This window comes from Nocardioides hankookensis (genome assembly GCF_042658885.1).
Classification (GTDB): domain Bacteria; phylum Actinomycetota; class Actinomycetes; order Propionibacteriales; family Nocardioidaceae; genus Nocardioides; species Nocardioides hankookensis.
The window spans coordinates 587,652-613,956 of record NZ_JBHSRJ010000009.1; the positions used below are offsets into that span (position 1 = coordinate 587,652).

At 71.9% G+C, this 26,305-nt stretch carries 26 protein-coding genes and 1 riboswitch; of the genes, 9 read left to right on the plus strand and 17 right to left on the minus strand.

Annotated features, from left to right (window positions below):
• Positions 1-7: 7 nt before the first annotated feature.
• The 3 genes from ACFPYL_RS22440 to ACFPYL_RS22450 form a co-directional block, all read right to left on the minus strand.
• Positions 8-1,288, minus strand: coding sequence for a CpaF family protein (locus tag ACFPYL_RS22440; RefSeq protein ID WP_379159816.1), 1,281 nt, complete (start codon positions 1,286-1,288; stop codon positions 8-10).
• A 191-nt stretch (positions 1,289-1,479) separates the two neighbouring features.
• Positions 1,480-2,799 carry a hypothetical protein gene (locus ACFPYL_RS22445; protein ID WP_379159819.1) on the minus strand — a complete coding sequence of 440 codons (1,320 nt, stop codon included), beginning with the start codon at positions 2,797-2,799 and terminating at the stop codon, positions 1,480-1,482.
• Positions 2,799-3,191, minus strand: coding sequence for a hypothetical protein (locus tag ACFPYL_RS22450; protein WP_379159822.1), 393 nt, complete (start codon positions 3,189-3,191; stop codon positions 2,799-2,801). The genes ACFPYL_RS22445 and ACFPYL_RS22450 overlap by 1 nt, the downstream gene beginning before the upstream one ends.
• 171 nt (positions 3,192-3,362) lie before the next feature.
• Here ACFPYL_RS22450 and ACFPYL_RS22455 point away from each other — a divergent pair, with 171 nt between their 5' ends.
• Positions 3,363-3,959 (plus strand): hypothetical protein, encoded by a 597-nt coding sequence (locus ACFPYL_RS22455; protein WP_379159824.1) that lies wholly within the window; start codon positions 3,363-3,365, stop codon positions 3,957-3,959.
• Between the two features lie 26 nt (positions 3,960-3,985).
• Here the strand turns inward: ACFPYL_RS22455 and ACFPYL_RS22460 are convergent, their stop codons facing one another.
• From ACFPYL_RS22460 to ligD (ACFPYL_RS22515), 12 genes are all read right to left on the minus strand, one after another.
• Positions 3,986-4,555, minus strand: a complete 570-nt coding sequence (locus ACFPYL_RS22460) for a C40 family peptidase (protein ID WP_379159827.1) — start codon at positions 4,553-4,555, stop codon at positions 3,986-3,988.
• Between the two features lie 6 nt (positions 4,556-4,561).
• Positions 4,562-4,705, minus strand: a riboswitch (cyclic di-AMP (ydaO/yuaA leader).
• 214 nt (positions 4,706-4,919) lie between these two features.
• Complete coding sequence (locus ACFPYL_RS22465) at positions 4,920-5,558, minus strand: ABC transporter ATP-binding protein (protein WP_379159830.1); 639 nt, start codon at positions 5,556-5,558, stop codon at positions 4,920-4,922.
• The gene (locus ACFPYL_RS22470; RefSeq protein ID WP_379159833.1) at positions 5,555-6,382 is read right to left on the minus strand and encodes an ABC transporter ATP-binding protein; all 828 of its coding nucleotides are present in this window, start codon (positions 6,380-6,382) and stop codon (positions 5,555-5,557) included. The genes ACFPYL_RS22465 and ACFPYL_RS22470 overlap by 4 nt, the downstream gene beginning before the upstream one ends.
• Positions 6,375-9,134 (minus strand): hypothetical protein, encoded by a 2,760-nt coding sequence (locus tag ACFPYL_RS22475; protein ID WP_379159836.1) that lies wholly within the window; start codon positions 9,132-9,134, stop codon positions 6,375-6,377. Before ACFPYL_RS22475 ends, ACFPYL_RS22470 begins: the two co-directional genes overlap by 8 nt.
• A 4-nt stretch (positions 9,135-9,138) precedes the next feature.
• Positions 9,139-9,963, minus strand: coding sequence for an HAD-IIA family hydrolase (locus tag ACFPYL_RS22480; protein ID WP_379159839.1), 825 nt, complete (start codon positions 9,961-9,963; stop codon positions 9,139-9,141).
• Between the two features lie 7 nt (positions 9,964-9,970).
• Positions 9,971-11,194, minus strand: a complete 1,224-nt coding sequence (locus ACFPYL_RS22485; RefSeq protein WP_379159842.1) for a histidine kinase dimerization/phospho-acceptor domain-containing protein — start codon at positions 11,192-11,194, stop codon at positions 9,971-9,973.
• Positions 11,187-11,882: a response regulator transcription factor gene (locus ACFPYL_RS22490; RefSeq protein WP_379159845.1), complete on the minus strand. Its 696-nt coding sequence runs from the start codon at positions 11,880-11,882 to the stop codon at positions 11,187-11,189. The genes ACFPYL_RS22485 and ACFPYL_RS22490 overlap by 8 nt, the downstream gene beginning before the upstream one ends.
• A 44-nt stretch (positions 11,883-11,926) precedes the next feature.
• Entirely contained in the window at positions 11,927-12,511 is a 585-nt protein-coding gene (locus tag ACFPYL_RS22495; RefSeq protein ID WP_379159848.1) for a hypothetical protein, read from the minus strand.
• Between the two features lie 287 nt (positions 12,512-12,798).
• A complete protein-coding gene (locus ACFPYL_RS22500) occupies positions 12,799-13,326 on the minus strand; it encodes a hypothetical protein (protein WP_379159851.1) in 528 nt (175 codons plus the stop codon).
• 125 nt (positions 13,327-13,451) lie between these two features.
• On the minus strand, positions 13,452-14,384 hold the full coding sequence (gene ligD, locus ACFPYL_RS22505; RefSeq protein ID WP_379159853.1) for a non-homologous end-joining DNA ligase: 933 nt from the start codon (positions 14,382-14,384) through the stop codon (positions 13,452-13,454).
• The gene (locus tag ACFPYL_RS22510; protein ID WP_379159856.1) at positions 14,385-15,083 is read right to left on the minus strand and encodes a L,D-transpeptidase family protein; all 699 of its coding nucleotides are present in this window, start codon (positions 15,081-15,083) and stop codon (positions 14,385-14,387) included.
• A complete protein-coding gene (gene ligD, locus ACFPYL_RS22515; protein WP_379159860.1) occupies positions 15,080-16,000 on the minus strand; it encodes a non-homologous end-joining DNA ligase in 921 nt (306 codons plus the stop codon). Before ligD (ACFPYL_RS22515) ends, ACFPYL_RS22510 begins: the two co-directional genes overlap by 4 nt.
• 19 nt (positions 16,001-16,019) lie before the next feature.
• On the opposite strand from ligD (ACFPYL_RS22515), the gene ACFPYL_RS22520 reads away from it, so the two are divergent.
• The 5 genes from ACFPYL_RS22520 to ACFPYL_RS22540 are packed head-to-tail and all read left to right on the plus strand — an operon-like array spanning position 16,020 to position 20,732.
• Positions 16,020-17,315, plus strand: coding sequence for a flavin-containing monooxygenase (locus ACFPYL_RS22520; RefSeq protein ID WP_379159863.1), 1,296 nt, complete (start codon positions 16,020-16,022; stop codon positions 17,313-17,315).
• Positions 17,315-18,274: a bile acid:sodium symporter family protein gene (locus ACFPYL_RS22525; protein ID WP_379159866.1), complete on the plus strand. Its 960-nt coding sequence runs from the start codon at positions 17,315-17,317 to the stop codon at positions 18,272-18,274. Before ACFPYL_RS22520 ends, ACFPYL_RS22525 begins: the two co-directional genes overlap by 1 nt.
• Positions 18,271-19,176, plus strand: coding sequence for an SDR family oxidoreductase (locus tag ACFPYL_RS22530; protein WP_379159869.1), 906 nt, complete (start codon positions 18,271-18,273; stop codon positions 19,174-19,176). Before ACFPYL_RS22525 ends, ACFPYL_RS22530 begins: the two co-directional genes overlap by 4 nt.
• Positions 19,177-19,180: 4 nt before the next feature.
• A complete protein-coding gene (gene ku, locus ACFPYL_RS22535; protein ID WP_379159873.1) occupies positions 19,181-20,086 on the plus strand; it encodes a non-homologous end joining protein Ku in 906 nt (301 codons plus the stop codon).
• Between the two features lie 4 nt (positions 20,087-20,090).
• Positions 20,091-20,732 (plus strand): hypothetical protein, encoded by a 642-nt coding sequence (locus ACFPYL_RS22540; protein ID WP_379159876.1) that lies wholly within the window; start codon positions 20,091-20,093, stop codon positions 20,730-20,732.
• 18 nt (positions 20,733-20,750) lie between these two features.
• On the opposite strand, the gene ACFPYL_RS22545 is transcribed toward ACFPYL_RS22540, so the two are convergent.
• Positions 20,751-21,965 (minus strand): HNH endonuclease signature motif containing protein, encoded by a 1,215-nt coding sequence (locus ACFPYL_RS22545; RefSeq protein WP_379159879.1) that lies wholly within the window; start codon positions 21,963-21,965, stop codon positions 20,751-20,753.
• A gap of 599 nt (positions 21,966-22,564) precedes the next feature.
• On the opposite strand from ACFPYL_RS22545, the gene ACFPYL_RS22550 reads away from it, so the two are divergent.
• From ACFPYL_RS22550 to ACFPYL_RS22560, 3 genes are read left to right on the plus strand one after another with little or no spacing between them, the layout of a single operon-like run.
• The gene (locus ACFPYL_RS22550) at positions 22,565-22,939 is read left to right on the plus strand and encodes a YciI family protein (protein ID WP_379159882.1); all 375 of its coding nucleotides are present in this window, start codon (positions 22,565-22,567) and stop codon (positions 22,937-22,939) included.
• A complete protein-coding gene (locus tag ACFPYL_RS22555; RefSeq protein WP_379159885.1) occupies positions 22,936-24,240 on the plus strand; it encodes an RNA polymerase sigma factor in 1,305 nt (434 codons plus the stop codon). Before ACFPYL_RS22550 ends, ACFPYL_RS22555 begins: the two co-directional genes overlap by 4 nt.
• The gene (locus tag ACFPYL_RS22560) at positions 24,240-24,980 is read left to right on the plus strand and encodes a VOC family protein (protein ID WP_379159888.1); all 741 of its coding nucleotides are present in this window, start codon (positions 24,240-24,242) and stop codon (positions 24,978-24,980) included. The genes ACFPYL_RS22555 and ACFPYL_RS22560 overlap by 1 nt, the downstream gene beginning before the upstream one ends.
• Here the strand turns inward: ACFPYL_RS22560 and ACFPYL_RS22565 are convergent, their stop codons facing one another.
• Positions 24,981-26,267, minus strand: coding sequence for an SLC13 family permease (locus ACFPYL_RS22565; RefSeq protein WP_379159891.1), 1,287 nt, complete (start codon positions 26,265-26,267; stop codon positions 24,981-24,983). It lies immediately after the preceding gene.
• Between the last annotated feature and the right edge of the window lie 38 nt (positions 26,268-26,305).

Here is a 26,305-nt window from a genome sequence, read left to right on the forward strand (position 1 = left end):
CCTCCCATCACGGGGCTCCGGCCACGATCCGGTGCACGTCGATGCCGGCGCGTTCGTAGCGTTCCAGGTGCGGCGGCATGCCACCGGCGCGCTGCAGCTCGCCACCACGGCGCACGAACACCGGCTCGGTCTCGATGACGTCCTGCTCGACGCGACCCGGCACGCCGACGATCTCGTTGACCCGGCGTACGCCGCGCTCGTCGATGCCGAGGTGGACGACGAGGTCGACCGACGACGCGACGGTCGGGACCACGAAGCGGGCGGAGATGTTCTCTCCGGCGAGCAGCGGCAGCGTGCACATCTTGACGAGGGCCTCCCGCGCGCTGTTGGCGTGGATGGTGCACATGCCGGGCAGGCCGGCGTTGAGGGCCAGGAGCAGGTCGAGACACTCCTCGGCCCTGACCTCGCCGACGATGATCCGGCTGGGCCGCATGCGCAGGCTCTCCTTGACCAGGTCGCGGAGCTGGATCTCGCCGGTGCCCTCGAGGCCCGACTGGCGGGTCTGCAGCGCGACCCAGTCGGGGTGCGGGAAGCGCAGCTCGAAGACCTCCTCGGCCGACACGATCCGGTCCCCGCCGGGGATGGCGGCCGCGAGGCAGTTGAGGAGCGTCGTCTTGCCGGCCTGGGTCGAGCCGGCGACCAGGATGTTGAGCCCGGCACGCACCGACGCCTCGAGGAACGCCGCGGCGGACGGCGTCATGCTGCCGAGCTCGACGAGCTGGCTCAGCCGGCCGGCGCGGAGCACGAACTTGCGGATGTTGACTGCGGAGAATCCGCGGCTGATGCCCTCGAGGACGACGTGCAGCCGGTGGCCCTCAGGGAGCATCGCGTCGACGAAAGGGCTGCTCATGTCGATGCGGCGCCCGGACGACTTGAGCATCCGCTCGACGAGCTCCTGGACCTGGGCGCTGGTCAGCACCAGCGTCGTGAGCTCGTGGCGGCCGTTGCGGGCGATGAAGACCCGGCTCGGGTCGTTGATCCACACCTCCTCGACGCTGTCGTCGTCGAGGAACGGCTGGAGCGGACCGAAGCCGGACACCCGCGCGACCAGCTCACCGACCATCACGCCGACGTCGGGGACCGGGGCGACGACACCGGTCAGGCTGCGGTCGTCGTGCTCGCGGACGACGCCCTCGGCGATCCGGCGGACGAGGGCCGCCTCGCGCTGCGGGTCGACACCCTCACGGCGTACGTGCTCGCGGACCTGCTGGTCGAGGTGCTCGACGAGCTCGTCGTGCGCACCGGCGCTGTCGTGGGTACGGCGTACCGAGGGGTGAGTCAGGGACATGCAGGGCTCCCGAGATGGATCCTTCGCAGCCAGTCTTGCCTGCAGCCACCCCGGCGAAACAGCCCGAGATCGCTCCCTGTGGACAACGAGCGAACGAGCAAAGGGATAGTCCCTGACGTTTCGGCCCTTCCGAGTGCCATCGGAGGACCACAACGTCAGGGACTATCCCTGCCCGAGACCTGCCAGCGAGGTCAGTCGAGGACGCCGGGGGCGGCTCCCTCGTCGTCGACCCACTCCTCGCCGACGTCGAAGAGCTCCTTCTTCTTGCCCTTCTCGTCGTCCTTGCCGCGACCGGAACGGCCGGTGGGGCCGGCGCCGGAGCGTCCGCCCGAGCCGCTACGACCACCCGAGCCACCACGCCCGCCGGAGCCAGAGCCGCGACCACCGGCGCCCGAGCCCGAGCGACCGGTGGCACCGGCACCCGAGCGGCCGGACGTGCCGGAGGTGGCGGACTTGCCGGCGGCGGTGGAGGCCGCACCGCTGCGTCCGAGGGTGCCGGCGCCGCCGGTGCGGGCCGAGCTGCCGATGCCGCGCACGGCACTCGACGCGGTGCCACGACCGGCCGTCGCGGCCGCGCCGCCCGAGCCCGGCAGCAGGCCACCGCCGCGGAGCGCGTTGGTGAGCTTGGCGCCGATCAGGCCGGCGGCCGCGCCGCCACCAGTCGCACCGAGGACACCGAGGCCAGGACCGGACGAGCCGGGTCCGGCGATCTCCGCACCGCCGATCGGGGTGCCCGGCATCGTCGTACCGCCGGCCACCGTCGGGTCGTAGGTGCCGGTGCCGTCGGTCCCGCCGGTGTTGTTGGGCACGTAGTCGACGGTCGTCGTCGGGTTGCGTGGCGGGTGCTTCGGCTCGGTGCCGGTGGTCCCGTGGCCCGGGTCGGCGTGGCCGCTGCCGATGGTCGCCGTCGACATCGGCCCGACCCCGGCGGAGCCGCCGCCAGACCGGCCGGGGGCGCTGCTGGGCGGCGGGGGTGGAGGCGGCGGGTCGGGCTCGCCGTGGATCTCCTTCATCGTCGCCGACGACTTGCCGAGGGCCTCGTCGAGCGCGTCGGCGTGGGCGCGCGCCTTCTCCTCCTGCGCGGCGAACGCGGAGGCGAAGGCCGACTCCTTCGACTTGCTCGTCGCCTCCTTGGCGAGCTCCTCGTCGGTCGCGTTGTTGCCGGGCGCCCGGTACGGCGTGGGCTCCGACATGTCCTCGAGCTTCGCCTCGTGGTCGATCGCGGTCTGGATCGCGTCGCCGGCGTGGCGGAGGGCGTGGTGGCCCTTGAGCAGGACCTGCGCCTTGGCCTCCATCGCGTCGGCGGACTTCTGGAAGGCGGCGTCGACGGCCGGGCCGGTCTCGCCACCGATCGCCCACTTGACGGTGCCGGCCGCGTTCCTGAGGTAGTCGCCCACCCCGGTGAGCACGTCACTGCACTTCTGCCACTCCGTGGCGGCGCCGTTCACCGCGCCCGGGTTGCCGCCGGTGACGGCCTTGGTCAGGCGCTCGGCCTGGGGTCCGCGCACCATCAGCCCTCACCTCCCGAGCGGTCACCGTGGAAGTTGTGCGAGTTGAGGTGGGACGCGGCGTCCGCGAGCTCGTTCTTGCGGCTCGGCGTCAGGTCGGCCGCGGCCTGGAGGTCGGTGTCGTTGAGGTGCCGCGAGAACTCGTTGAGGTTCGTCGCGTAGCCCCGCAGGCCCTCGACCATCTCCTCCAGCGCATCCTTCACGTGCTGGTGCGCGATGCTGACCTGGTTGTCGAGGTCGGAGCCGGCGTCCGAGCCGCCGAAGACCCCGTTGATCGTGGTCGGTCCGGCCTGGTGGATCTCACCGGCATGTGTCTCGAGGATGTCCCTGCACGAGTTCACCAGGGCTTCTGGCAGCCCCAGCATCGTCAGGATGTCCAGTGGTCCCGTCGTCATCTCAGCGCTTCCCCCGAAGAAAGAGTCCGTTCGCGCCGTAGCGCCCTCGTAGCCCCACCTCCCCCGTTGGCGCGGCGACAAAACCTCCCCGGCCCTGCTGCTCGTCCGGTTTCATCGCGCGCCCGCGCGGGGAAGGGTGACCACGACGTTCTCGGACCACCAGGAGGCACCGTGTCCCGCCCCCGTGCTGTCGTCGCCATCGCCGTCCTCGGCCTCACCCTCGCGCTCGCCGGGTGCAACGACGACGACCCCGGCACGAAGGCCGACCCCACCACGTCGCCCTCGGCGTCGTCCTCCGGCGACAGCACGTCCGCGTCGCCGTCCGACGACGCGTCACCGAGCGTGGCGCCGGCCACCGGGCCGCAGCTGAAGATGCCGAACGCGACGATGAACGCCCCGGAGGGCTACAAGAGGACGAAGAAGATCGTCGACTTCTCCGTCGACGCCTCGTCGCCCGACTTCACCAGCAGCGTCACCCTCATGGCCCTGGAGTACGCCGGCCCGACGTTGCCGCTGGACCTCATGTACGACGCCGTGAAGGACTCGTACGAGAAGAAGGGGTACAAGCGCCTGCCCGACCAGGAGATCGACGGCGTCACCTTCTACCACATCTCCGGCAAGAGGGACCGGTATGCCGTGGAGGACGTCTTCGCCGTCCGGGACAACGGCTATGAGACCACGATCCGCTACGCCCTGGACCCGAAGATCCCAGCGGCCGAGCGGGAGCAGCTGATCGCGGAGGGGCTCGCCTCCTTCAAGTTCAGCTGATCCCGCTCCCGCTCAGCGGCGGTGCCTCAGCGCCCGCGCAGGGTGCCCGGGAACCAGCTGTTGGTCCACACGGGGTCGGTGCGCACCCGGGTGCCGGAGTACGGCGCGTGCAGCACGAGCCGGCGACCGTGCTTCCAGCCGGCGTACACGCCGACGTGGTAGACGCCGCCACCGTCGGTGAAGAACATCAGGTCGCCGCGCTTCATGGCGCTGCGCGAGATGTGCCGCGCGAAGTGGGCCTGCGCCGAGGAGGTCCGCGGGATGCCGTGGATGCCGGCGCGGCGGAAGCTGTAGTAGGTCAGGCCGGAGCAGTCGAACCGGTTCGGGCCGGCCGCGCCGTACGCGTAGGGGTCGCCCTTCTGGGCGACCGCGGTGGTCATCGCGCGGAAGACCTTGGAGTGCTTGGGCCGGTGGTGCTTCGGCTTCGGGTGCTTCGCGGCGGCCGCGTGGGTCGCGGCGACGGCGGCGTGCGCGTCGGAGGTCGGCGCCGACGTGAGCAGGCCGACGGCGAGGGCGCCGCTGAGGGCGACCCGGACGCCGGTCCGGCCGCAGGCGCGGGCCAGGGTCGGCAGAGCTGTGGGCAGGGCAAGAGACATAGCGTGGTTTCCTTCCCACGCCTGCGGGGTTAGCTGTCGGGTTCGGGCAGGAAGGTGCCCGGCCGCCAGTCGGCGGCTTCACCCCGAGCGGCCGTGTGGCCGCGAAGGTGGATCCCCCACTCCTGCCCGTGCTGTTTCAGATCGTCGATCGGTCCGAGTGTCCGACCTGGCGGACCGGTACCGTGAGCGGGCAGGACTCGGCGTGCTCGGGGACCGGTGTGCTTGGTGCAATCGTCAACGACGGTAGCCACGCGAAAGTACGGATCACGATTCCACAAACGACGGTTTCCGTGGCGCAGGCCACATCCCCCGCGTGAAATCGTCGCCCAACTGGACGCAGATCACACAGTTCGAGCCGTGTAGTTCAGCCCAGGACGCGCCCGTCCTCGAGGCGTACGACGCGGTGCGCGACCTCCCAGACGCGCTGGTCGTGGGTCGCCACGAGCACCGCCGAGCCGGCCCGGGCGGCGTCCGCGAGGACCCCGATCACCTGGCCGACGTGGTCGTCGTCCTGGTGCCCGGTCGGCTCGTCGAGCACCGCGAGCCGCGGGTCGAGGACCAGCGCCCGGGCCACCGCGACCCGCTGCTGCTCGCCGAGCGAGGTGTCGGTGACCCCGCGCCGCGCGAACGCCACCAGGTCGAGGTCCTCGGCCAGCCGGGCGAACCGCTCGGCCGGGTCGACGCGGGCCCGGTGGGCCGGCAGCACGATGTTGTCCTCGACGGTCAGCCCCGCGAGCAGGCCGTGCTGCTGCGGCACCACGGCGATCATCGACCAGTCGGCGATCTCCGCGGTCGGGCGGCCGTCGAGGGTCGCGGTGCCGTGGTCGGGGTGCTCGATGCCCGCCGCGAGGTGGCAGACGGTCGACTTGCCGGAGCCCGACGGGCCGGCCAGGGCGACCAGCTCGCCCGGCTCGACGCGCACGGAGATGTCGTGGAGCACCTCGACGCGGCGCCCGCCCGCGCCGTACCCGTGGGCGACGCCGACCAGCTCGAGCGCGGTCACGACTCCCCCTCCGGCGCCCGCAGGCGTACGCCGTCGGCGTCGACCTCGACGATCACGCGGCGCGAGGGGAAGAGGTCGAGCACGGCCGGGGGCAGCTGGAGCCGGCCGGTCGCGTCGATGACGCCGGTGGTGTCGCGGCGGGTGGTCTCGCTGGAGAGCACGCCGTGGCGCAGTCGGAGCAGCCGGTCGGCGCGGTGCATGATCCGCTCGTCGTGGCTGCTGATCACCACCGCGACGCCGTCGGCGGCCGCGGCCAGCAGTGCGTCGACGACGACGTCGGCGTTGGCGTGGTCGAGCTCGGCGGTCGGCTCGTCGGCGACCACCAGCGCGGGTCGGCCGGCCAGGGCCAGCGCGACGGCGAGGCGCTGCTGCTCGCCGCCGGAGAGCGCGAGCGGCAGGTGGTCGGCGCGGTGCTCGAGGCCGACCGCGGTGAGGGCCTCGGCCGGGTCGCCGTCGGCGCCGCGCCACGACGAGACCTGGCGGAGCTGGTCGACGGCGCGCAGGTGCGGGAAGACCGCGAGCGCGGAGCGCTGCGGCACGAACCCGATCCGGCTGCGCCGCAGCCGGCGCAGGTCGCGGGTCGAGGCGGCGCCGATGTCGCTGCCCAGAACGGTCAGGGTGCCGGCGCTCGGCCGGTCGCGGGCGCCCAGCATCGTCAGCAGGCTGCTCTTGCCCGAGCCGGACGGCCCGGCGACGACGGTCAACGCGCCCGGGTGCACCTCGAGCCCGATGCCGCGCAGGGCATGGGTCTCCCCGGTCGCCGACCGGAAGACCTTGACCAGGTCCTCGCAGCTGACGGCGGGAGCGGACACGGTCTCAGCCACCACCACGAAGCACCTCCGCCGGATTGCGCCGGCTCGCGCGGCGGGTGCCGAGGAGCCAGGCGAGCAGCACCGTCACGACCAGCACGACGAGCAGGACGACCAGGTCCGCGACGCCGGGACGCGGGCGGGTGAGCGGCGGGATGGTCGCGGCCGCGTCGATGATGGTGGGGCCGAGCACCAGGACGGCGCCGGCGACCAGCGCGGCGAGGACGGCGGTCGCGACGGCGTACGCGACCTCCCAGGAGCGCGACCGGGCGAGCTCGCGCGACGACCAGCCCATCCGGGACAGCAGCACGTCGGAGACGGTGTCGCGGTCGGCCAGCCGGAGCGCGAGGACCAGTGCGCCGGCCAGGGCCAGCACGAGCATGACGACGCCGAGCGCGAGGACGTAGCCGGCGGCCCAGGTCGAGGCGATCAGCCCGTTGGAGATCGCCTCCTCGGCGGAGGTCACGACGTCGCCGTCGTTCGCGACGCCGGCGGCGCGGAGGTCGCGGCGCAGCTGGGCGGACGAGCCGTCGGACCACACCCACGACTCGAACGCGCCGGCGTCCTTGCTGGAGGCGCCCTCCAGCTTGGGGTTGACGGTCTTGAGGACGAGCCGGAAGAGCCGGCGGCTGCTGGCGACCACCGTCGAGTTGCCGGTCTCGGTCTCCGAGCCGGGGAACGCCGACACGACGCCGACGACCTCGAACGAGATCTGGAACTCCGAGTTGAAGTCGAGGGTGCCCTGGTCGCCGACCTCGGAGTCGGTGGTGCCGGCGAGGATCACCGGGAGGACCCGCGGGTTGCCGCCCTTCACGGTGCGCTCCAGGCGCGGCAGCAGGTCGCGGCCGGCGTCGAGCTCGCCCGAGCGGCCCCAGTCGGCGACGCCCTCGAAGCTGGTCGGCTCGATCGACATCAGGGGCTCGTCGCCGAAGTCGGGCAGGATCGCGACCGAGCGCCGCCACACGATCGAGGTCCCGTCGGCGGGCGGGGTCACCAGGCCGCGCATCTTCTTGCCGCGGAAGTCCTCGGCCACCTCGATCGACGTCGACGCGCCGGCCAGGGCGGCGGTCTTGTCGGCCACCCCCTCCTCGATCCCGCGGTGCACGGTCAGCGCGTAGGCGAAGAGCCCCAGCGCGATCCCCACGACCGCGGTCAGCGCGGTGACCTCTCGCATCACCTGGCCGGTACGCCGGGTGGCCAGCCACCGGGCACTGCCGGCCTTCGTCCGCCCGAGCCGTCGACCGCGGAGCCAGGCGACCCCACGCGAGATCAGCACGGCCACGGAGGCCGCGACGAGCACCGGGAAGACCATCGTCAGCGCGGACCCGCTGCGGTCGCCGACCTCGATGGTGAGCACCGCCGCCGCGACGACGACTGTGGCGGCCAGCAGGGCGGCGGTCCAGGGGACCGCGCGACGGCCGCGACCCAACCGCGAGAGCCGGTCCATCCGGTCGGTGCCCATCGCGGCCAGGGCGGTGGTCGCGGCGACGAGCAGCAGCGCGGCACCGGCGGCGAGCACTGCCCGGACCACGTCGTCGGAGGCGACGGCGAGCCCGGCGTCGGTCGGCGGGCCCGCGGTCAGGACGCCGAGGCAGGCCAGGGCGATGCCGAGGGGCGCGGCGACCACGCAGGCGATCAGCACCTCGAGCGCGGCCAGCGCGGCCACCTCGGCCGGGCGCAGCCCGAGTCCCGAGGCGAGCAGCTGCTCCCGGCGGCGGCTCCGTCCGAGCAGCACCCAGCCGGCGACCAGGAGGGCGGCCGCGAGGACCTGTCCGGCCACGGCGTACGGCCGGACCTGGTCGCGGGCGCTGTCGGCCGTGGCGTCGGCCTCGAAGACGATGTCGGGGAGCCCGGTCGCGACCGCGAGCTCGGCACCACCGAGGGGCAGGCCCTGGCTGAGCGCCGAGGCCAGCGGCGTCGAGGCGAAGGCGTCGTCCGCGAGCTGCTGCACCTGCCGCACGGTCGTGGTGGCGTCGTCGGGCGTGATGCCGTCGTGGAGCCGTAGGTCGGCGACGTAGAACGGGGCCTCGCCGGTGCGCAGCAGCAGCCGGTCGATCGTGCGGCGGTTGCCGATGGCGAGCGGGCTGCCGTGCGACGGGTCGTCGGGGTCGACCGGCAGGTACCACCGCTCGGCGTCCGGCATGCCGCGCAGCGCGGTCGGGAGCGACGAGCCGGGCGCCGTCTCGTAGGTGCCGGCGAGGACCGTCGGGCTGAGCTGGGGGGCGTCGGGGAGGAAGGTCTGCTGGAGCCCGATCTGGACGCGGTCGCCGACCTCGAGGCCGAGCCGCCGGGCGACGTCGGCGGCCAGCCAGATGCCCGGGTCGTCCTCGTCGCCGCCGAGCGCCTCGATCGCGCCGTCGTGGGTCCACAGCACCGACGGCTCCGTGCGACCCGCGGCCGCCACGACGCCCTTGCGGGTCCGGCTCTGCCCGATGCCGGTCGCGGTGATCGCGGGCGCGCCGTACCCGGTCAGCGCCTGCAGCCGCCGGACCACGAGCGCCTCGGCGTCCGGGGGCAGCACGGCGTCCCAGGTGACGCGCAGGTCGCCCGAGTCGCGGCCGTACGGCGCACCCGCGGCCGCACCGAGCCCCTCGCCCAGTGCGGTCGAGCGCGCGGTGGCGGCGAAGAGCGGCGGGGCCACGAAGGAGGCGACCAGGAGCGTGACCGCGACCAGGACCAGCGCCAGCCACCCCGGCGTGCGGAACAGCCGCAGCGGTGCCGACCGCCACAGCGCAGCCCACCGCGGGCGCACTGTGGGCTCGGTCACGCGGTCACCCTACGGCGGTGGGAGCGCTCCCGCCATCGGTTTGCCCAGCAACCTCGGAAACCAGGTCCGCGATCGAGTCGACCACCCGGGTCGGCCGGTAGGGGAACGTCTCGACCTGCTCGGGCCGGGTCGAGCCGGTGGTGACCAGGATCGTGCGCAGCCCCGCCTCGAGGCCGCTGATGATGTCGGTGTCCATCCGGTCGCCGATCATCACGGTCGTCTCCGAGTGCGCCTCGAGCCGGTTGAGCGCGCTGCGCATCATCAGCGGGTTCGGCTTGCCGATGAAGTACGGCGTGCGCCCGGTCGCCGTGCTGATCAGGGCCGCGACCGAGCCGGTCGCCGGCAGCAGGCCGTGCTGGCTGGGGCCGCTGGGGTCGGGGTTGGTCGCGATGAACCGCGCGCCGCCCGCGACCAGCCGGATCGCCCGGGTGATCGCCTCGAACGAGTAGGTGCGGGTCTCCCCCAGCACCACGTAGTCGGGGTCGCGGTCGGTCATCACGTAGCCGACGTCGTGCAGCGCGGTGGTCAACCCCGCCTCCCCCACGACGTACGCCGTGCCGTGCGGGCGCTGCTCCTCGAGGAACTGCGCGGTGGCCAGCGCCGAGGTCCAGATCGCCGACTCGGGCACGTCGATGCCGCTGCCGAGCAGGCGGGCGCGCAGGTCGCGCGGGGTGAAGATCGAGTTGTTCGTGAGCACCAGGAAGGGGCGGCCCGACGACTTGAGCGCCTCGATGAACTCCTGGGCGCCCGGGATCGGCACCTCCTCGTGGACGAGCACGCCGTCCATGTCGGTCAGCCAGGTCTCCACGGGGCGCGTCATGGGCGCCATTGTGCCGTCAGCGGCGCGGGAGCAGGACCTCGATGCCGTCGGCGGGATGGTCGCCGGTCACCCGGCCGCCGAGGGCCTCCACGACCGCACGCACCTGGCTCAGCCGGTCGACGGTCTCGCCGCCGAGCTCGGTGCCCGGGGTGTGGCCCGCGCAGAGCACGGTGATGCGCAGGTGCCCGTCGGCGGCGGCGTTGAAGACGATCCGCACCGCACCGGTCCCCCGGCGTACGACGTCCGCGAGGAGCAGGTCGGTGGCGTGCTCCACCGGGCCGGGCGTGTAGGTCAGCGTCAGGTCGCCCTCGACCGCCGCGGTCAGCGCCCGGTTGCGGGCGGCCAGCCGGTCGGCCCAGCGCTGGGCGAGCTGCGCCGAGAGGTCCGAGATCGGTACCTCGGCGCCGACGACCAGGCTGCCGCGACGGGTGATCTCGACCAGCTCGGCGGCGACGGCCGAGACCTCCTCGACCCGGGCCAGGCAGCGGGCCACGGTCTCCTGGGCGTCCTCGGGCAGGTCGTTGCGAAGGCTGAGGTCCTCGAGCTCGAGCCGGATGCCGGTGAGCGGGGTCCGGAGCACGTGGGAGGTGTGCTCGGCGAACGCGCGCTCACGGTGGACGCGGTCCTCGAGCGCGAGCGCGCTGGAGCGCAGCGCGTTGGCGATCGAGCTGGCCTCGGGGATCCGGGTCGACGGCAGGTCGAGGTCGAAGCGGCCCCGGCCGAGGGCGGCGGCGGCGATCGCGAGCTTCTGGAACGGCGCGGACAGCGCCGAGGCGATCAGGAAGCCGGCCATGCCGGCGGCGACGCCGATCAGCAGGAAGAGCGCGGCGATCGAGCCGATGTCGCGGCCGATGACGTCGCGGATCACCGACGACGACTCGCTGACCGTCACCATCCCGCCGCCGGTCACGGTGGCGCCGGCGGAGACGTCCTCGTCGGGGTCGCCGTCGCCCGCGTAGTCCTTGCCGGTGACGACCAGGGGGTCGTCGTCGCCCGGGCCGGCGTCGTACGTCAGCTGGTCCTTCGGGCCGACCAGGGTCGTCAGGAACTCCTCGTCGACGGTGCCACCGGCGGCCTCGCGGTCGGCGACGATCGCGGCGACCAGGTCGGCCTCCTGGTCGAGCTGGCCGGCGACCTGCTCGCGGACCAGGTCCTGGAGGACGTAGGTGCGCACCAGCCCCGCCCCCAGGAGGAGGACGATGCTGAGGACGATGAAGGCAGCGGTGAGGCGCTTACGCATCCGCGGGGCCGCCTTCGAGGCGGAAACCCACACCTCGAACGGCCACCACGCGATCGGTCACGCCTACTGATTCGAGCTTCTGGCGGAGCCGACCGATGGTGACGTCGAGCGTCTTGGTCGAGCCGTACCAGTTCTCGTCCCACACGTCGGCCATCAGCCGACCGCGGGAGACGACCTTGTCCCGGTTGGCGGCCAGGATCGAGAGGACCTCGAACTCCTTGCCGGTGAGCGGGACCTCCTCGGTGCCGGCGTAGACACGCCGGGCCTCGACGTCGATGCGCACCCCGTCGGGGGATGCCTCGTCGACGCCGGCGGTCTGCGGTGAGGAGGTACGGCGCAACAGGGCACGCACGCGCGCCTGCAGCTCGGCCAGCCCGAACGGCTTGGCCAAGTAGTCGTCGGCCCCGTAGTCGAGGCCGACCACCCGGTCGAGCTCGCCGGCACGGGCGGTGACGATCATGATCGCCCCCGTGTAGCCGGCTTCGCGAGCCCGTCGACAGACCTCGAGGCCGTCGATGTCCGGAAGCCCGAGATCGAGGATCACGAGCTCGGGGAGCGAGGCGAGCGTGTCGAGGGCCTTCTGGCCGCTCTCCACCCACTCGACGTCGTAGCCCTCGCGCTCTAGGGTGCGGACAAGGGGAAAAGCGATGTCCTCCTCGTCCTCCACCACCAGGACCCGTTGCGCCATGGGAGCGAGCATAGGGCCACGGGGGTCCGGGTCCAGCGCTCTGCTCACCGTTTCGCCTCGCGCGTCCAGACCGCGCGGCCGGCGTCGGCCGCTTCGGAGGGATCTGCTACGGACGGCGCCGCGGGCGCGTGCCGGAGCCGCCGTGACAGGAGCAGCGCCAGAGCGGCCGCGAACGCCGCCGTCAGCAGCCAGCCCTCCGGGTGGAAGAGGACGAGGTAGGCCCAGCCGACCCACGGCACCGCGAACTCGACCCGAGAGATCGTGGGTCCGTCCGGGTGCAGCACCCACGGGTCGGGCGTGTCGAGGGCGTCGCCCTGGGTGCGGATCGCGCCCCGGTCGATGGCCACGACCCGGTGCGTGACGAGGGCGTCCTGGTCCGAGCCGTCGGGGTGCGGGTAGGTGATGACGTCGCCGACCCGCAGGTCGCTGACGGGCACGACGCGCTCGAAGGCGATCGACCCGCGGCCGATGCTGCCGTCCATCGAGCTGCCGGTCATGACGTAGCGCTCGAGGCCGAGACCGACCGGGAGCAGCACCAGCAGGGTGACCGGACCGAGCAGCACCACGAACAGCACCAAGCGCCTCCACGGCGTGGGCGCCGGGAGGCGGGCTGCGGTTTCGATCTCCATGGTGCTGGCTTTCCGAGAACTCGAGGGAAAACGGGGGTGGACCTGTCGGCCCGGCGCTCCCCCCAAACAGCGCTGGACCGACAGGCCCGTCCTCGGAGCGGATCGCCCCGACGCATCCCCCCAGATTGCGCCGGAACTCCTCGCCCGTGTCGTGGTCCGACGACGCCGTCCGCGTTCCCCCCAGATACGCGGGTGGCGGTCGTCAGACCGGAGACCGGTCGGCCCTGTCCTGCACTGCTCCAGGGCTTATCGGTCCCAGCTCTTCAGTTGTGAGGTGGTTCGGTGTGTCATTCCTCCGGGGCGTCGGTGTTGACCCACGTGTAGGTCGCGACCGCCGGTGCTCCCTGGTTCGCGAACGGCGCGTCGTCGGGCAACGACACCGTGAAGGTGAACTTGCTGGACCCGCCCGGGGCGAGGTTGCCGACGTCCTGCGTCACGTCGTTCATCTCGCCGAACAGGCCGTCGTAGACGGTGTGCCCGTCCTGCTGGATCTTCAGGTTGAGCGCGCCGCCGGCGAAGGTGGCCGGGTCGGCGTTCTCCTCGAACGAGAGCCGCGACTCCGTGGTGCTGGAGTTGCGGATCGTCACGGTCTTGGTCGCCGAGTCACCGGGCTCGAGCTTGCTGATGGTGAGCGTGGCGCCCTGGCCGGGCTCGGCCTGGAGGCGGATCCCCGTCGCCGCCTCGCTGGCCCCCGTCCACGGGATCCCGGCCACCGAGGCCAGCACCGCGAGTCCCGCGATGACGGCGACCGGGATGATGAACCGCTTCGCCTGCGCGGCCGAGATTCGGCTCGGCGCGGTGGTCGCGATCGTCATGGTGTCTCCCGGACTGGTGGTGTGATCCTGACGAGAACGCTAGGACTCACGCCTCCACGACCGGGCAACACGGCAACCACACCCGATGCACCGTTTGGTAACAGAAATCGGGCCCGCTCGGGGGCTCACTCGGGAGCGGTGAACACGTCCCCGAGCTCGGCGACGCGCGCCAGCACCTGCTCCGGGGAGAACTGCTCCAGCCCGAACGGGTCCTCCGCGCCCTCCTCCACCTCGGCCCAGGTGACCGGCGTCGCGACGGCGGGCCGCTCGCGACCGCGCAGGGAGTACGGCGAGATCGTGGTCTTCGAGCCGGCGTTCTGCGACCAGTCGAGGAAGACCTTGCCGCTGCGGCGGGCCTTGGTCATCGTCGCGGTGACGAGCTTGGAGTGCTCGCCCTGCAGCTCCTCGGCGACCTCCTTGGCGAGCGCCGTGGACTCGTCGGAGGGCAGCCGCTTCGGCAGGTCGGCGTAGAGGTGCAGGCCCTTGCTGCCGCTGGTCACCGGGCGCGTGGCGAGACCGCGTTCGCCGAGCTTGTCCCGCACCAGGAGGGCGACCTGGCAGCACTCGTGCAGGCCCGCCGGCTCCCCCGGGTCGAGGTCGATGACGAGCCGGTCGGCATTGCGGGGCTGCCCGTTGCGGCCGACCGTCCACTGGTGGACGTGCAGCTCGAGGGCGGCCAGGTTGGCCAGCCAGGTGAGCGTGGCGAGGTCGTCGACGATCGGGAAGACGAGGGTGTCTGCCCCAGAACGAGCACCGGACTGCGCCCGGGATCCGGTCGTCGGGACCTTCGCAGTGCGCACCCAGGACGGCGTGCCGGCGGGGGTGTTCTTCTCGAAGAAGCTCCCCTCCTGGACACCGTGCGGCCAGCGGATCCGGGTCACGCAGCGGTCCTTGAGCAGCGGCAGCAGGACCGGCGAGACCTGCGCGTAGTAGTTGAGCACCTCGCCCTTGGTGAAGCCGGTGCGCGGGTAGAGCACCTTGTGCAGGTTGCTGATCGTGAGGGTGCGGCCCTCGACGTCGACCCGGACCTCCTGCTTGTCGGGCTTCTCGGACGCCATTCAGCGGCCGATCGCGATCAGCGGCCGGTAGGCCGGGTCGAGGCGGGCCATCAACCTCTTGATGAACCACCGCGGCGCGCTCACGCAGCCGGCCGTGGCGCCCGACCCGTTGACGTGCAGGAAGATGCCGGCGCCCCGGTGGCGCACCTGGCCACGGTTGAAGCCGACCAGGATCGACCACTCGTACTGCGTGCGGTAGTCGGTGAGCCGCTCCGACGCGTTCGGGTCGCTCGACGGGAGCCACCAGCGGAACCCGCCCTGGCTCTGGTTGCGGAAGCGGTTGTAGTAGCGCGACCCGTTGTCCTCGACCCAGAAGTCACCGCGGCGGACCTGGCGGTAGGGCAGCGCCCACGCGGCGTCGCGGGCGTGCATGCCGAAGGCCGACGGGAGCCCGAACGTGCCGAGGGGCGTGGTGCCGGTGCCCTGCCTGCGGTGCCGGGCGACGACGAGTCCGCCGTACCCGATGCGGCCGTCGGTGGCCTGCATCCGCTGCTGCCAGCGGCCGTCGCTGTAGCCCCACAGGGTCACCCGCGCGTGGTGACCGTCGGTGCGGTTGACGGTGACGACCTGGCGGGTGCCGTCCTTCAGGTGCACGGTCACGCCGTCCAGCCGCACGGTCGACGCCACCGCCTCGCTCGGTGCGGAGAACCCGGTCAGGGCGACGAGCAGGGCGATCAGGGCCAGCATCCGGGTCTTCACAGCAGGTCCTCCGGGGCGAGATCGGCGCGAACCCCCTGGAACGAGGGCTGTCGCAACCGGTCATACCCACGACCGTGCGTGTCGATGTCCACGACCAGCACCGGCTCCAGCCAACGGGTGCCCTGGGCGTCGACCCGCGGCACCTCGTCGGCGAACGGGCTGTCGGCGCGTCCGAGGGCGGCGACCAGCTCGGTCAGCACCGCTCCCTGCTTCGGCCCGATCCCGCTGCCCACCCGGCCACGGTAGATCAGCCCGTCCGGCGTCGGCTCCCCCACGAGGAGCGCGGCGAGCCGGTCGGACGTGCCCTCCTGGGGGCGCCACCCGCCCACGACGTACGACAGCCGGTGGCGGTGCGCGAACTTCAGCCAGTGCGCGCTGCGCTCGCCCGGGCGGTACGTCGAGGCGCGGCGCTTGCTGACGATGCCCTCGAGTCCCTGCTGGAGGGTCGCGTCGAAGAGCATCGCGCCGTCGTCGTACGGCGCCGGGACCTGCCACGAGCCGTCCAGTCCGAGCCCGGTCAGCAGCTCGCGCCGCCGCTCCAGCGGCTCGCCCGTGAGGTCCGTGCCGTCGAGGCGGAGCAGGTCGAAGACCATGTAGATCGCGGGGACGGCGTCGGCGAGCCGGGCGATCGTCTTCGGGTTGCGGACGTGCATCCGCTCCTGCAGCGTGCGGAAGTCCGGGAGCCCCCGGTCGTTGAGGGCGATGATCTCGCCGTCGACGAGCAGGTCGCGCCCGTCGAGCGGGCTGGCGGAGAGCTCGGGCCAGGCGACGGTGATGTTGTTCTCGTTGCGGCTGGTCATCCGGACGACGCCGTCGCGCACGTCGGTGAGGGCCCGCACGCCGTCCCACTTCACCTCGTGCGTCCACGCCTCGCCGGTGGGCACGTGGGTCGCCTTGGTGGCGAGCATCGGACGCATGCCTGACATCATGCCGGGCGTGACTGACGACACGTACGCCGTGATCGGCGCCGGCCCGTCCGGCCTGGCCGCGGCCCGCAACCTCCAGCGTGCCGGCATCCCCTGGGCGGGCTACGAGCTGGCGACCGGCGTCGGCGGGCTGTGGGACATCGGCGGCCCGCGGAGCACCGTCTACGAGTCGGCGCACCTGATCTCGTCGAAGCGGACCACGGAGTTCAGCGAGTTCCCGATGCGCGACGAGGTGGCCGACTACCCCTCGCACCGCGAGCTGCTCGGCTACTTCCGCGACTTCGCCTCGACGTACTCCCTGACGGACGGGTTCTCCTTCGGCACCGAGGTGGTCTCGGCGCGGCCGGACGGGGACGGCTGGGTGGTCGTCAGCGAGGGCCCGGCCGGTCGGGTCGAGCGTCGGCACGCGGGCGTGATCGCGGCCAACGGGACGCTCAGCGAGCCGTCGGTGCCGACGTTCGCGGGCAGCTTCGACGGCGAGGTGTTCCACACCAGCGCCTACAAGTCGCCGACGGTCTTCGCGGGCAAGCGGGTGCTCATCATCGGCGCCGGCAACTCCGGGTGCGACATCGCGGTGGACGCCGTGCACCACGCGGCGTCCGTCGACATGGCGGTCCGGCGCGGCTACTACTTCGTGCCCAAGTACCTCTTCGGCAAGCCGTCGGACACCCTCAACCAGGGCAAGCCGCTGCCCCCGCGGATCAAGCAGGCGATCGACTCGCGGGTGCTGAAGATGTTCACGGGTGACCCGGTGCGGTTCGGCTTCCCGAAGCCCGATTACAAGATCTACGAGTCGCACCCGATCGTGAACTCGCTGGTGCTGCACCACCTCGGGCACGGCGACCTCCGCGTGCGGCCCGACATCGACCGGCTCGACGGCGACGGCGTGGTGTTCGCGGACGGCTCGCGCACGGCGTACGACGTCATCGTGCTGGCCACCGGCTACCACCTGCACTACCCGTTCCTGAACCCGGAGCTGCTGCGCTGGGCGGGCCACGGGAGCGCGCCGGACCTCTACCTCAACATCTTCACGCAGGAGGACCCGAACCTCTTCGTGCTCGGCATGATCGAGGCGTCGGGGATCGGCTGGCAGGGCCGCTACGAGCAGGCCGAGCTGGTGGCGTCGTACCTGCGCGCCCGGTCGGCGAACCCCGACGCGGCGCGTGCCCTCGAGGACCGGGTCGCCGGTCCTCGCCCTGATCTCTCGGGCGGATATCACTACCTCGGGCTGGAGCGGATGTCCTACTACGTCAACAAGGACGCCTACCGCTCCGCGGTGCGCGCCGAGATCGAGAGGCTGCGCTGATGTTCCTGCCCCTGCTGACCACGCCGGTGACGGCACTGACGACCGACATCGACCACGTCAACATCGACTTCAGCTCGGGCGCGCAGACGGTGCTGAAGATCGTGATCGCGACGATCCTCTTCGGCATCGCGCTGGACATCAAGACCTCGGACTTCACCGCGGTCGTGCGGCGGCCCTTCCCGATCCTGGTCGGTGTCATCGCACAGTTCCTGCTGCTGCCGGCGCTGACGCTGCTGCTCACGATCGTGCTCGACGTCCGTGGCTCGATCGCGCTCGGCATGATCCTGGTGGCCTGCTGCCCGCCCGGGAACGTGTCCAACATCCTCACCCACCGGGCCGGCGGCGACGTGGCGCTCTCGGTCTCGATGACCGCGATCAGCAACCTGCTGACGATCTTCATGCTGCCGATCAACTTCGCGTTCTGGGGCGGGCTCTCCCCCAACGGCGACGACGTGCTGCGCGACGTCGACCTGGACCCGGTCAAGACGTTCCTCGAGATCGCCCTGGTGATCGGTCTGCCGTTCGTCGCGGGCGTCACCATCAACCGGCTGTGGCCGCGGGTCGCGCACCGGGTCCACAAGGTCGTCGGCCCGGTCTCCTTCGTCCTGCTGCTGCTCATCATCGTGCTGGCGTTCATCGGCAACTGGGACATCTTCACGAACTACATCACCCTCGTGCTGCTCGCCGTCTTCATCCAGCACCTGATGGCGCTCGCGCTCGGGTACGGCGTCGCGCGCGGGACCGGGCTGCCCAGTCGGAGCCGCAAGGCGATGACGTTCGAGGTCAGCGTCCGCAACACCGGGCTCGGGCTGGTGCTGGTCTTCGCCTACTTCGACGGTCTCGGCGGGATGGCGCTCGTCGCCGCCTGGTGGGGCCTCTACGACATCCTGGCCGGGCTGGTCGTGGCGGCCGTGTGGAAGCGGCGTACGGCCGAGCCGGCGGAGGTGGTGGCGGCATGAAGGTCCTCGTCACCGGCGGGAGCGGCTTCCTCGGGCGCTCGGTCGTTGCCGGGCTGGCGGCCGCCGGGCACGACGTCGTCAGCGCCGACCTGCGGCCGCCGTCCGTCGTGATGGACGTGACCTCGGCGTCCGCCGTCTCGACCGTGATCGGTGCGGAGCGGCCGGAGGTCGTCGTGCACCTGGCGTCGATCGTGACGCCCGGGCCTGACTCCACGCGCGAGCTCGAGCACGCCGTCGACGTCGACGGCACCCGCCACGTCCTGGACGCCTGCGTCGAGCACGGCGTACGCCGGGTGGTGGTGTCGTCGAGCGGTGCGGCGTACGGCTACCACCCGGACAACCCCGCCTGGATCACCGAGGACCAGCCGGTGCGCGGCAACGAGGAGTTCGCCTACAGCCACCACAAGCGGCTGGTCGAGGAGATGCTCCCGTCGTACCCGTCGCTCGAGCAGGTGGTCCTCCGGATCGGCACCATCCTCGGAGAGTCGGTCGACAACCAGATCACCGCGCTCTTCGAGCGCAAGCGGCTGCTCAGGATCCGCGGCTCGGAGTCACCCTTCGTCTTCATCTGGGACACCGACGTCGTGGCGGTGATCCAGCAGGCCGTGACCGGCCCGGTCACGGGGGTCTTCAACGTCGCCGGCGACGGCGCGCTGACCATCACCGAGATCGCCGCGCTGCTCGAGAAGCCGGTGCTGACGATCCCGGAGCCGGTCCTCCGGGCGGCGCTCGCGGTCGGGTCGCGGCTCGGCCTGACGCCGTACGGGCCGGAGCAGACGATGTTCCTCCAGTACCGCCCGGTGCTCTCCAACGAGCGCCTGAAGTCGGTCTTCGGATACACGCCGTCGCGGACCTCGCGCGAGGCGTTCGATGAGTGGCGTCGGTCTCGCCGGTCATACTGAGACCATGCGAGCAATCTGGAAGGGCGCCGTGTCGTTCGGGCTGGTCAGCGTGCCCGTGAAGCTGTACGCCGCGACCGAGTCGCACGACGTGTCCTTCCGGCAGGTGCACGCGAAGGACGGCGGCCGGATCAAGTACCAGCGGGTCTGCTCGATCGACGGTGAGGAGGTCGCGTACGCCGACATCGCCAAGGGCTACGAGACCGAGGACGGCGAGATGGTCATCCTCACCGACGACGACATGGCCGAGCTGCCGTCGACCTCGTCGCGCGAGATCTCCGTCGAGAAGTTCGTGCCCTCCGACCAGATCGACCCGCTGCTCTTCGAGAAGTCCTACTACCTCGAGCCCGAGAACACCGGCGCGAAGCCCTACGCCCTGCTCCGCCAGGCCCTCCTCGATGCCGACCGGATGGCCGTCGTCACCGTCGCCCTGCGCCAGCGCACCACCGTCGCCGTGCTCCGCGTGCGTGACGACGTGATCGTGCTCCAGACGATGATGTGGCCCGACGAGGTCCGCACCCCCGACTTCTCCGTCGAGACCGGCGAGATCAAGCCGGCCGAGGTGAAGATGGCCAACATGCTCGTCGAGACCCTCGCCGGCGACTTCGATGCCGCCGAGTTCGAGGACGACTACGCCGGCGCCGTCGAGGCCCTGGTCAAGGCCAAGATCGAGGGCGGCGAGGTCAAGCGCACCGAGACCTCCACCAAGACCTCCGGCGAGGTCGTCGACCTGCTCGCCGCGCTCCAGCGCTCCGTCGACGCCGCCAAGACCGCGCGCGGCGAGTCGTCGTCCGAGGAGAAGAAGCCCGCGGCGAAGAAGGCTGCCAAGAAGGCTCCGGCGAAGAAGGCGGCCGCCAAGAAGACCGCGAAGAAGGCGCCGGCCAAGAAGGCCGCAGCGAAGAAGGCCAGCTGACGACGTGCGCGCCGTGCGCCGTGGTGCTGCTGCGCTTCTCGTCGCGGTGTCCGCGTTGGGCGCCCTCGTCGGCTGCGGCTCGGACCCGGCGGACCCGGTCTCGACGTACGGCGAAGGGCCCAAGCCGACCGACGACGCGCTCCCGGTCGCGTCCGGACGTGCCCTGGCCGCCGTCGCGATCGGCCACCTCCGCCCGGACCAAGTCGACAGCGTCGGCGGCTTCGTGGGCGGTGCCGGAGAAACCGTGCTGATCCGACTGGACGGCGCGAGATCGACGCTCTACCTGAGCACCATATCTCCGGACTACCACGTCGCGCGGGGCAGCTGCGCCGAAGAGCGGCGCCACCTCGGCAGACGTGACCTGCTGCTGTCGTGCGTGGAGACCAGCGACAGCCTGACGGCCGTGACGAGCTCCGGGAGCGGTCGGGGTCACGCGGTCCTCGGCTACCGCAACACCGACGCCGGCCGAGCGGCAGCCTGGGTGGAGCCGTCCTTTGACGACGACGCCGCGCAGCGGCTGGTCGAGAGTCTGCTCAGCGACTCGAGGATCGGCTACCGGACAACCCCGGAGGCGATGGCGCTTGGGAAGGACCTCGACCAGTACGAGGACATGCACGTCACGACGTCGATCGAGCAAGTGGACTAGCTCATCTCGACGGTCGGTCTAGGGCCTTCGGTGGAACTGGGTCTCGCGGTGTTCGAGGGCGTGGTGTCTCGGGCAGAGAAGTCGAGCGTGGTCGATGTCGGTCCGGCCGCCTCGGGTCCAGGGCGGGTCGTGGTGTGCGTGACACAGGCCCGGCGGCCAGTCGCACCCCGGAGCAGTGCAGCCCTTGTCCCTCAGGGCGAGCGCGATGCGTTGGGCTTTGGTGTGGAACCTGCGGGCCCTGCCGAGGTCGAGGACCTCGGATCTGCCGCCGAGGACGGCGGGCAGGATCCGGGCGGTGCAGGCGAGCCGGCGGGCTGCGCCGGGGCTGATCCGCTCGCCGGTGTCGAGGACACCTGCCTGCTCCAGGTCACCGATGAGCGACTCATAGCTGATGGTGACGACGATCGTGGCGTCGGTGCCGCCGACCTGCGGCAGGTCCGTGGCGGGGATGCGGTCGATGAGCTCGCAGAAGGCGCGGCCCATCCGCTCCGGCCCGGGACGCCGTTCCACACCGGGGCCGCGGGTGGCGGCCCGGTGCTTGGGCGCGGCCAGCGCGAGGAGGATCTTCTTCAGCTGGGCACCTTGGAGGGTGGGGAGGGTGAACCGGCCGTGGACCTTGCCGTGACCGCCGTCGACCATGGTGAGCCGGCACGCCTGTGAGGCTTCCTGCTCCTCGCGTTCGAGGAGGCGGGCTTCGTGGGCGTCGGCTGCTGCGGGGTCGATGACGTCGAGGAGCCGGTCACCCAACCGCTTCAACCCCCGGGCGTCGTGATGGGCGGCTTCGGCGACCAGGTGAGCCTCGGCGTGGGTGATCAGGTCGGGGTCGAGGTCGTCGGGGAGCTTTGTGACGGCGTCGATGATCACGCCGGCCTGGTCGGCCAACAGGTCACCGGCGGCGAGGGCGGTGCGGACCTGGGGGTGGGTGTCGAGCTGGTAGCCGAACCGCACCACCCGGTGCGCGGCCGGGCGGGTCTGCTTGGTCTCGTGCGCCAGCCAGTTCGCCGTACTGGTCGCACCGGCGGTGTCGCCGACCTCGATCTCGTCGGCGTGCATCGCGACCCGTGCCTTCAGCTCGGTGATTTGGGCCTCGAGCCGGGTCAGCTCCACCAACGTCGAGGCTGTCTCGACCGGGTCCATCGACCACACCGACGCGGACCCCAGGTCGGCGGCGATGTCGCGCATCCGCGCGGTCGCCACCGAGACCTGGTGTCGGGGTGTGGCCTGTGCTGTCATGGAAAGAATTCTCCCAGGGACCGCCGACAGTGAGAGGCTCAGAACCCCCATATCCACAGGGGTCTGGGAACTTTTGTCATCTATCTTCCGGGGTGGTTTCGAGGCTCGCTTCGCTCGCACCTCAACCACCGATGCCGACCCGCAGGCCGGGAAGCGGCGGCGACCCGAGCCCGCCGTACCCGCGTAATTGCTATGTCGGCGCGCCACCACGACGGATCAGCAGGCCGCGGTCATCGTGACGGTGGGGTGGTTTCGAGGCTCGCTCCGCTCGCACCTCAACCACCGGTGCCGACCTGCGGGCCGGGAAGCGGCGTCGACCCGAGACCGCCGTACCCGCGTAGGAAGCCTGTCGGCGCGTAGCCACGACGAACCCGCCAGCCGCACTCATCGCCCTGCCTTCGCTGCGGGGGTTTCGAGACAGGCGCTGGCGCGCCTTCCTCAACCACCGACACCCGCCGTACCCGCGTAGCTAGCCTGTCGGCGGCCGAGCCGAGCGGACCCGCACGCCGCTCGCGGACATCGCTGGCGAAGGTGTGTCGAAACCGGGAGAGTTCATCCGACGCCTGGGTGACAGCACGCCGCAACCACAGGAGACAGACATGCGCTACATGGTGTTCGTGAAGATGGCCCCCGACGTGGGCGAGGCGCCGCCGGCGCTGTTCGAGGCGATGGACGCCGAGATGGGCCGGGCGTTCGCGGACGGCTCGATCATCACCGGCGGCGGGCTGGGCGGCGGTGAGCAGATCGTCGAGCTCCGGCTGGCAGCGGGCGCGATCACCACCACCGACGGGCCGTACGCCGAGGCGAAGGAGATCGTCGGCGGCTTCTCGATCGTCGAGGCCCGCTCGCAGTACGAGGCGGTCGAGGGCGCGCGGCGGGTGCTGGAGCTGCACCAGCAGTTCTGGCCGGGCTGGGACGGCGCCGTCGAGATCCGCCCGATCTGGGGCGGTCCGCCGGAGACGCCCGCCGGGTGAGCGACCAGCCCACGCAGGAGGCCATCACCGCAGTGTGGCGGCACGAGTCGGTCCGGCTCGTCGCCGCCCTCGCGCGGATCACCCGCGACCTCGACCTCGCGGAGGACCTCGCCCAGGACGCCCTCGTCGCCGCTCTCGAGCAGTGGCCCGACGGGGGCGTCCCGGCCAACCCCGGCGCCTGGTTGATGGCGGTGGCGAAGCGCCGCGCGATCGACCAGTTCCGCCGCAACGACACCCTGCGCCGACGTACGACGGAGCTCGCGCACGAGGCCGCGACCCGGGGAGAGGGGGCGGAGATGCCGGGGCCGGACTTCATCGAGGACGACGTGCTGCGCCTCGCCTTCCTCAGCTGCCACCCGGTGCTCGCGCCGGAGTCGCGCACCGCGCTGACCCTGCGGCTCGTCGGCGGCCTCACCGCCCAGGAGATCGCCCGCGCCTACCTCGTCAAGGACGCGACGATGGGCCAGCGCATCTCGCGCGCCAAGCGGCAGCTCGCCGACGCCGGCGCCGACCTCGAGATGCCGACGGGCGCCGAGCGCCGGGAGCGGGTCGGCGACGTGATGGCTGTCGTCTACCTCATCTTCAACGAGGGGTACGCCGCGAGCAGCGGTCCCGACTGGACCCGTCCCGAGCTGTGCCTGGAGGCGATGCGGCTGGCCCGCATCCTCGCGGGCCTGGTGCCCGACGACCCCGAGGTGCTCGGCCTGCAGGCGCTGCTCGAGCTCCAGGGCTCGCGCCTGCCCGCCCGGCAGGACGCGGCCGGCCGACCGGTTCTCCTCGAGGCCCAGGACCGCCGACGTTGGGACCAGCTGCTGGTCCACCGTGGGCTCGCCGCCCTCGCCGAGGTCGAGCGGCTCGCAGGCACCGGCCGGCCCGTCGGCACCTACGTGCTCCAGGCGTCCATCGCCGCGTGCCACGCCCACGCCCGTCGCCCCGAGGACACGGACTGGGCCGAGATCGCCCGCCTGTACGACGTGCTCGCGACCGTCGCCCCCGGCCCGGTCGTCGAGGTCAACCGGGCGGTCGCCCACGGCCGCGCGCACGGAGCCGACGCCGGGCTGGCCGTGCTGGCCGTGGTCGAGGCCGACCCCTCGCTCGCCGGCTCGCACCTGCTGCTCGCCGTACACGCCTACCTGCTGGAGCGGGCCGGGCGCGACGCGGAGGCCGCCGCAGCCTTCCGCGCGGCGGCGGACCGCACCCGCAACGACGACGAGCGCCGGATCCTCCTCGGCCGGGCCGATGAAATCGGCGCGCCGAGGGTGTCTGATGGAGACGAGACCCGACCCCAAGGAGACCGATGATGGACGAGTTCCCCGGCCGCCCGATCTGGATCGAGCTGTTCACCCACGACCCCGACACCGCGATCGCGTTCTACGGCGAGCTGCTCGGCTGGACCGTCGTGGATCCCGGGCCCGAGTTCGGTGGCTACCAGCTCTTCCAGCGCGACGGAGCACCGGTCGCCGGCCTGATGGGCAACCCCGAGGACGCGCCCGGCACCTGGACGGTCTACCTCGAGAGCAACAACGCGGCCGACACCGCCGACATGGCACGGGCGAACGGCGGCGAGGTCGTCGCCGAGGCCATGGCCGTCGGCGAGCTCGGCACGATGGCCGTGGTCACCGACCCGGGTGGTGCGCTCGTCGGGATCTGGGAGCCCGGCGAGCACCCCGGCTTCGCGGCGCGCGGGGAGGTCGGCGCACCCGGCTGGTTCGAGGTGCTGAGCGACGACTACGACGCCGCGGTGCCGTTCTACGAGGCCGTCTTCGGCTGGGACACCCACACCATGAGTGACACCGCGGACTTCCGCTACACCACGCTCGGCAAGGACGAGCACGCCGTCGCCGGGATCATGGCCGCCGCCGGCCCGTCGCACTGGAGCGCCTACCTGATCGTCGCCGACACGGACGCCACGGCGGCCCGCGCCGGCGAGCTCGGCGGTACGACGGTCGAGCCCGCCGTGGACACGCCGTACGGCCGGCTCGCGACGATCGCCGACCCCACCGGCGGCCGGATCAAGGTGATGGGGCCCAACCGGGGCTGATCACCAGCCCGGCAGCACCAGCGCCGTCCACACCAGCAGCGGACCGACGACGACGACGATCACGCTGTAGGTGAGGATCTGCTTGTAGTAGGTCTGCTCGCCGATCGAGTCGGGACGGTTGGCGAGCATCAGCGCACCATTGGTCGAGAACGGGCTGACGTCGACGATCGTCGAGGACACCGCGAGCGCGGCCACGAAGAGCCCGGCGCTGACGCCGCCGTCGGCGATCAGCGGGATCGCGATCGGGATGATCACCGGCAGCAGCGCCGTCGACGACGCGAACGCCGAGACCACGCCACCGACGTAGCAGAGGATGAGCGCGCCCAGCACGGCCGTGCCGAGGCCCGCGGCCCAGTTGCCGACGAACTCCGGCGACCCCGCGGTCTCGAGGATCGTCGCGTAGGTGCTGACGCCGGCCACCAGGAGCACCGTCGGCCAGGCGACCTGCTTGACGGTGTCCTTGTTCTTCTCGGGCGCGAGCATCGACAGGATGACCGCCGCGGTGATCGCGACGAAGCCGATGTTCTTGTCGAAGGCCAGCGCGACGACGGCGACACCCACGAAGGCGATCAGGGTCAGCACCTGGTCGCGGGTCACGGCGGTCCGGGTGGCGACCGCCGTACCGCCGCCGCCACCGTCGGCGTCGGTCTCGTCGGTCTCCTCCGACGGGTCGACGCGCAGGGACCAGAGCCGCCGGCCACCGAGGACGAAGAAGAGGATCGCCGCCATGATCGTGTTGATCACCAGGCTCGACAGGAAGATCGTCAGCTCGCTGTTGGGCAGGTCGTTCTCGCGCATCACCGAGTTGGTGATCGTGCCGTAGATGCTGATCGGCGAGAAGCCGCCGGCCTGCGCGCCATGGACGACGAGCATTCCCATCATCAGCGGGCTGATGCCGTAGCGACCGGCGAAGCCCAGGGCGATCGGACCGATGATCGCGCACGCCGCTGGGCTGACCGCACCGATCGCGGTGAGCACCGCGGTGACGGCGAACATCACCCACGGGATCAGCGCCACGCGGCCACCGACCCCTCGCACCGCGCCTTGGACGATCAGGTCAACGGTGCCGTTGTTGCGGGCGATCGCGAAGAGGAAGGTCACGCCGATCAGGGTCAGGATCAGGTCACCGCTGACCCCGGCGAGGATCTCCTTCTCGTCGAGGTCCAACGAGTACATGCCGACCAACCACGCCGCGACGTACGCCAGTGCTCCCATGTTGATCGGCAGCACCGTGCCGACGACGAACAGTGCGACGAGCGCGATGATCGCTACCCATTCCGGTCCCATGCGGGCCACTCCTTCACCGGCCGCGCGCTGGGGTCCCG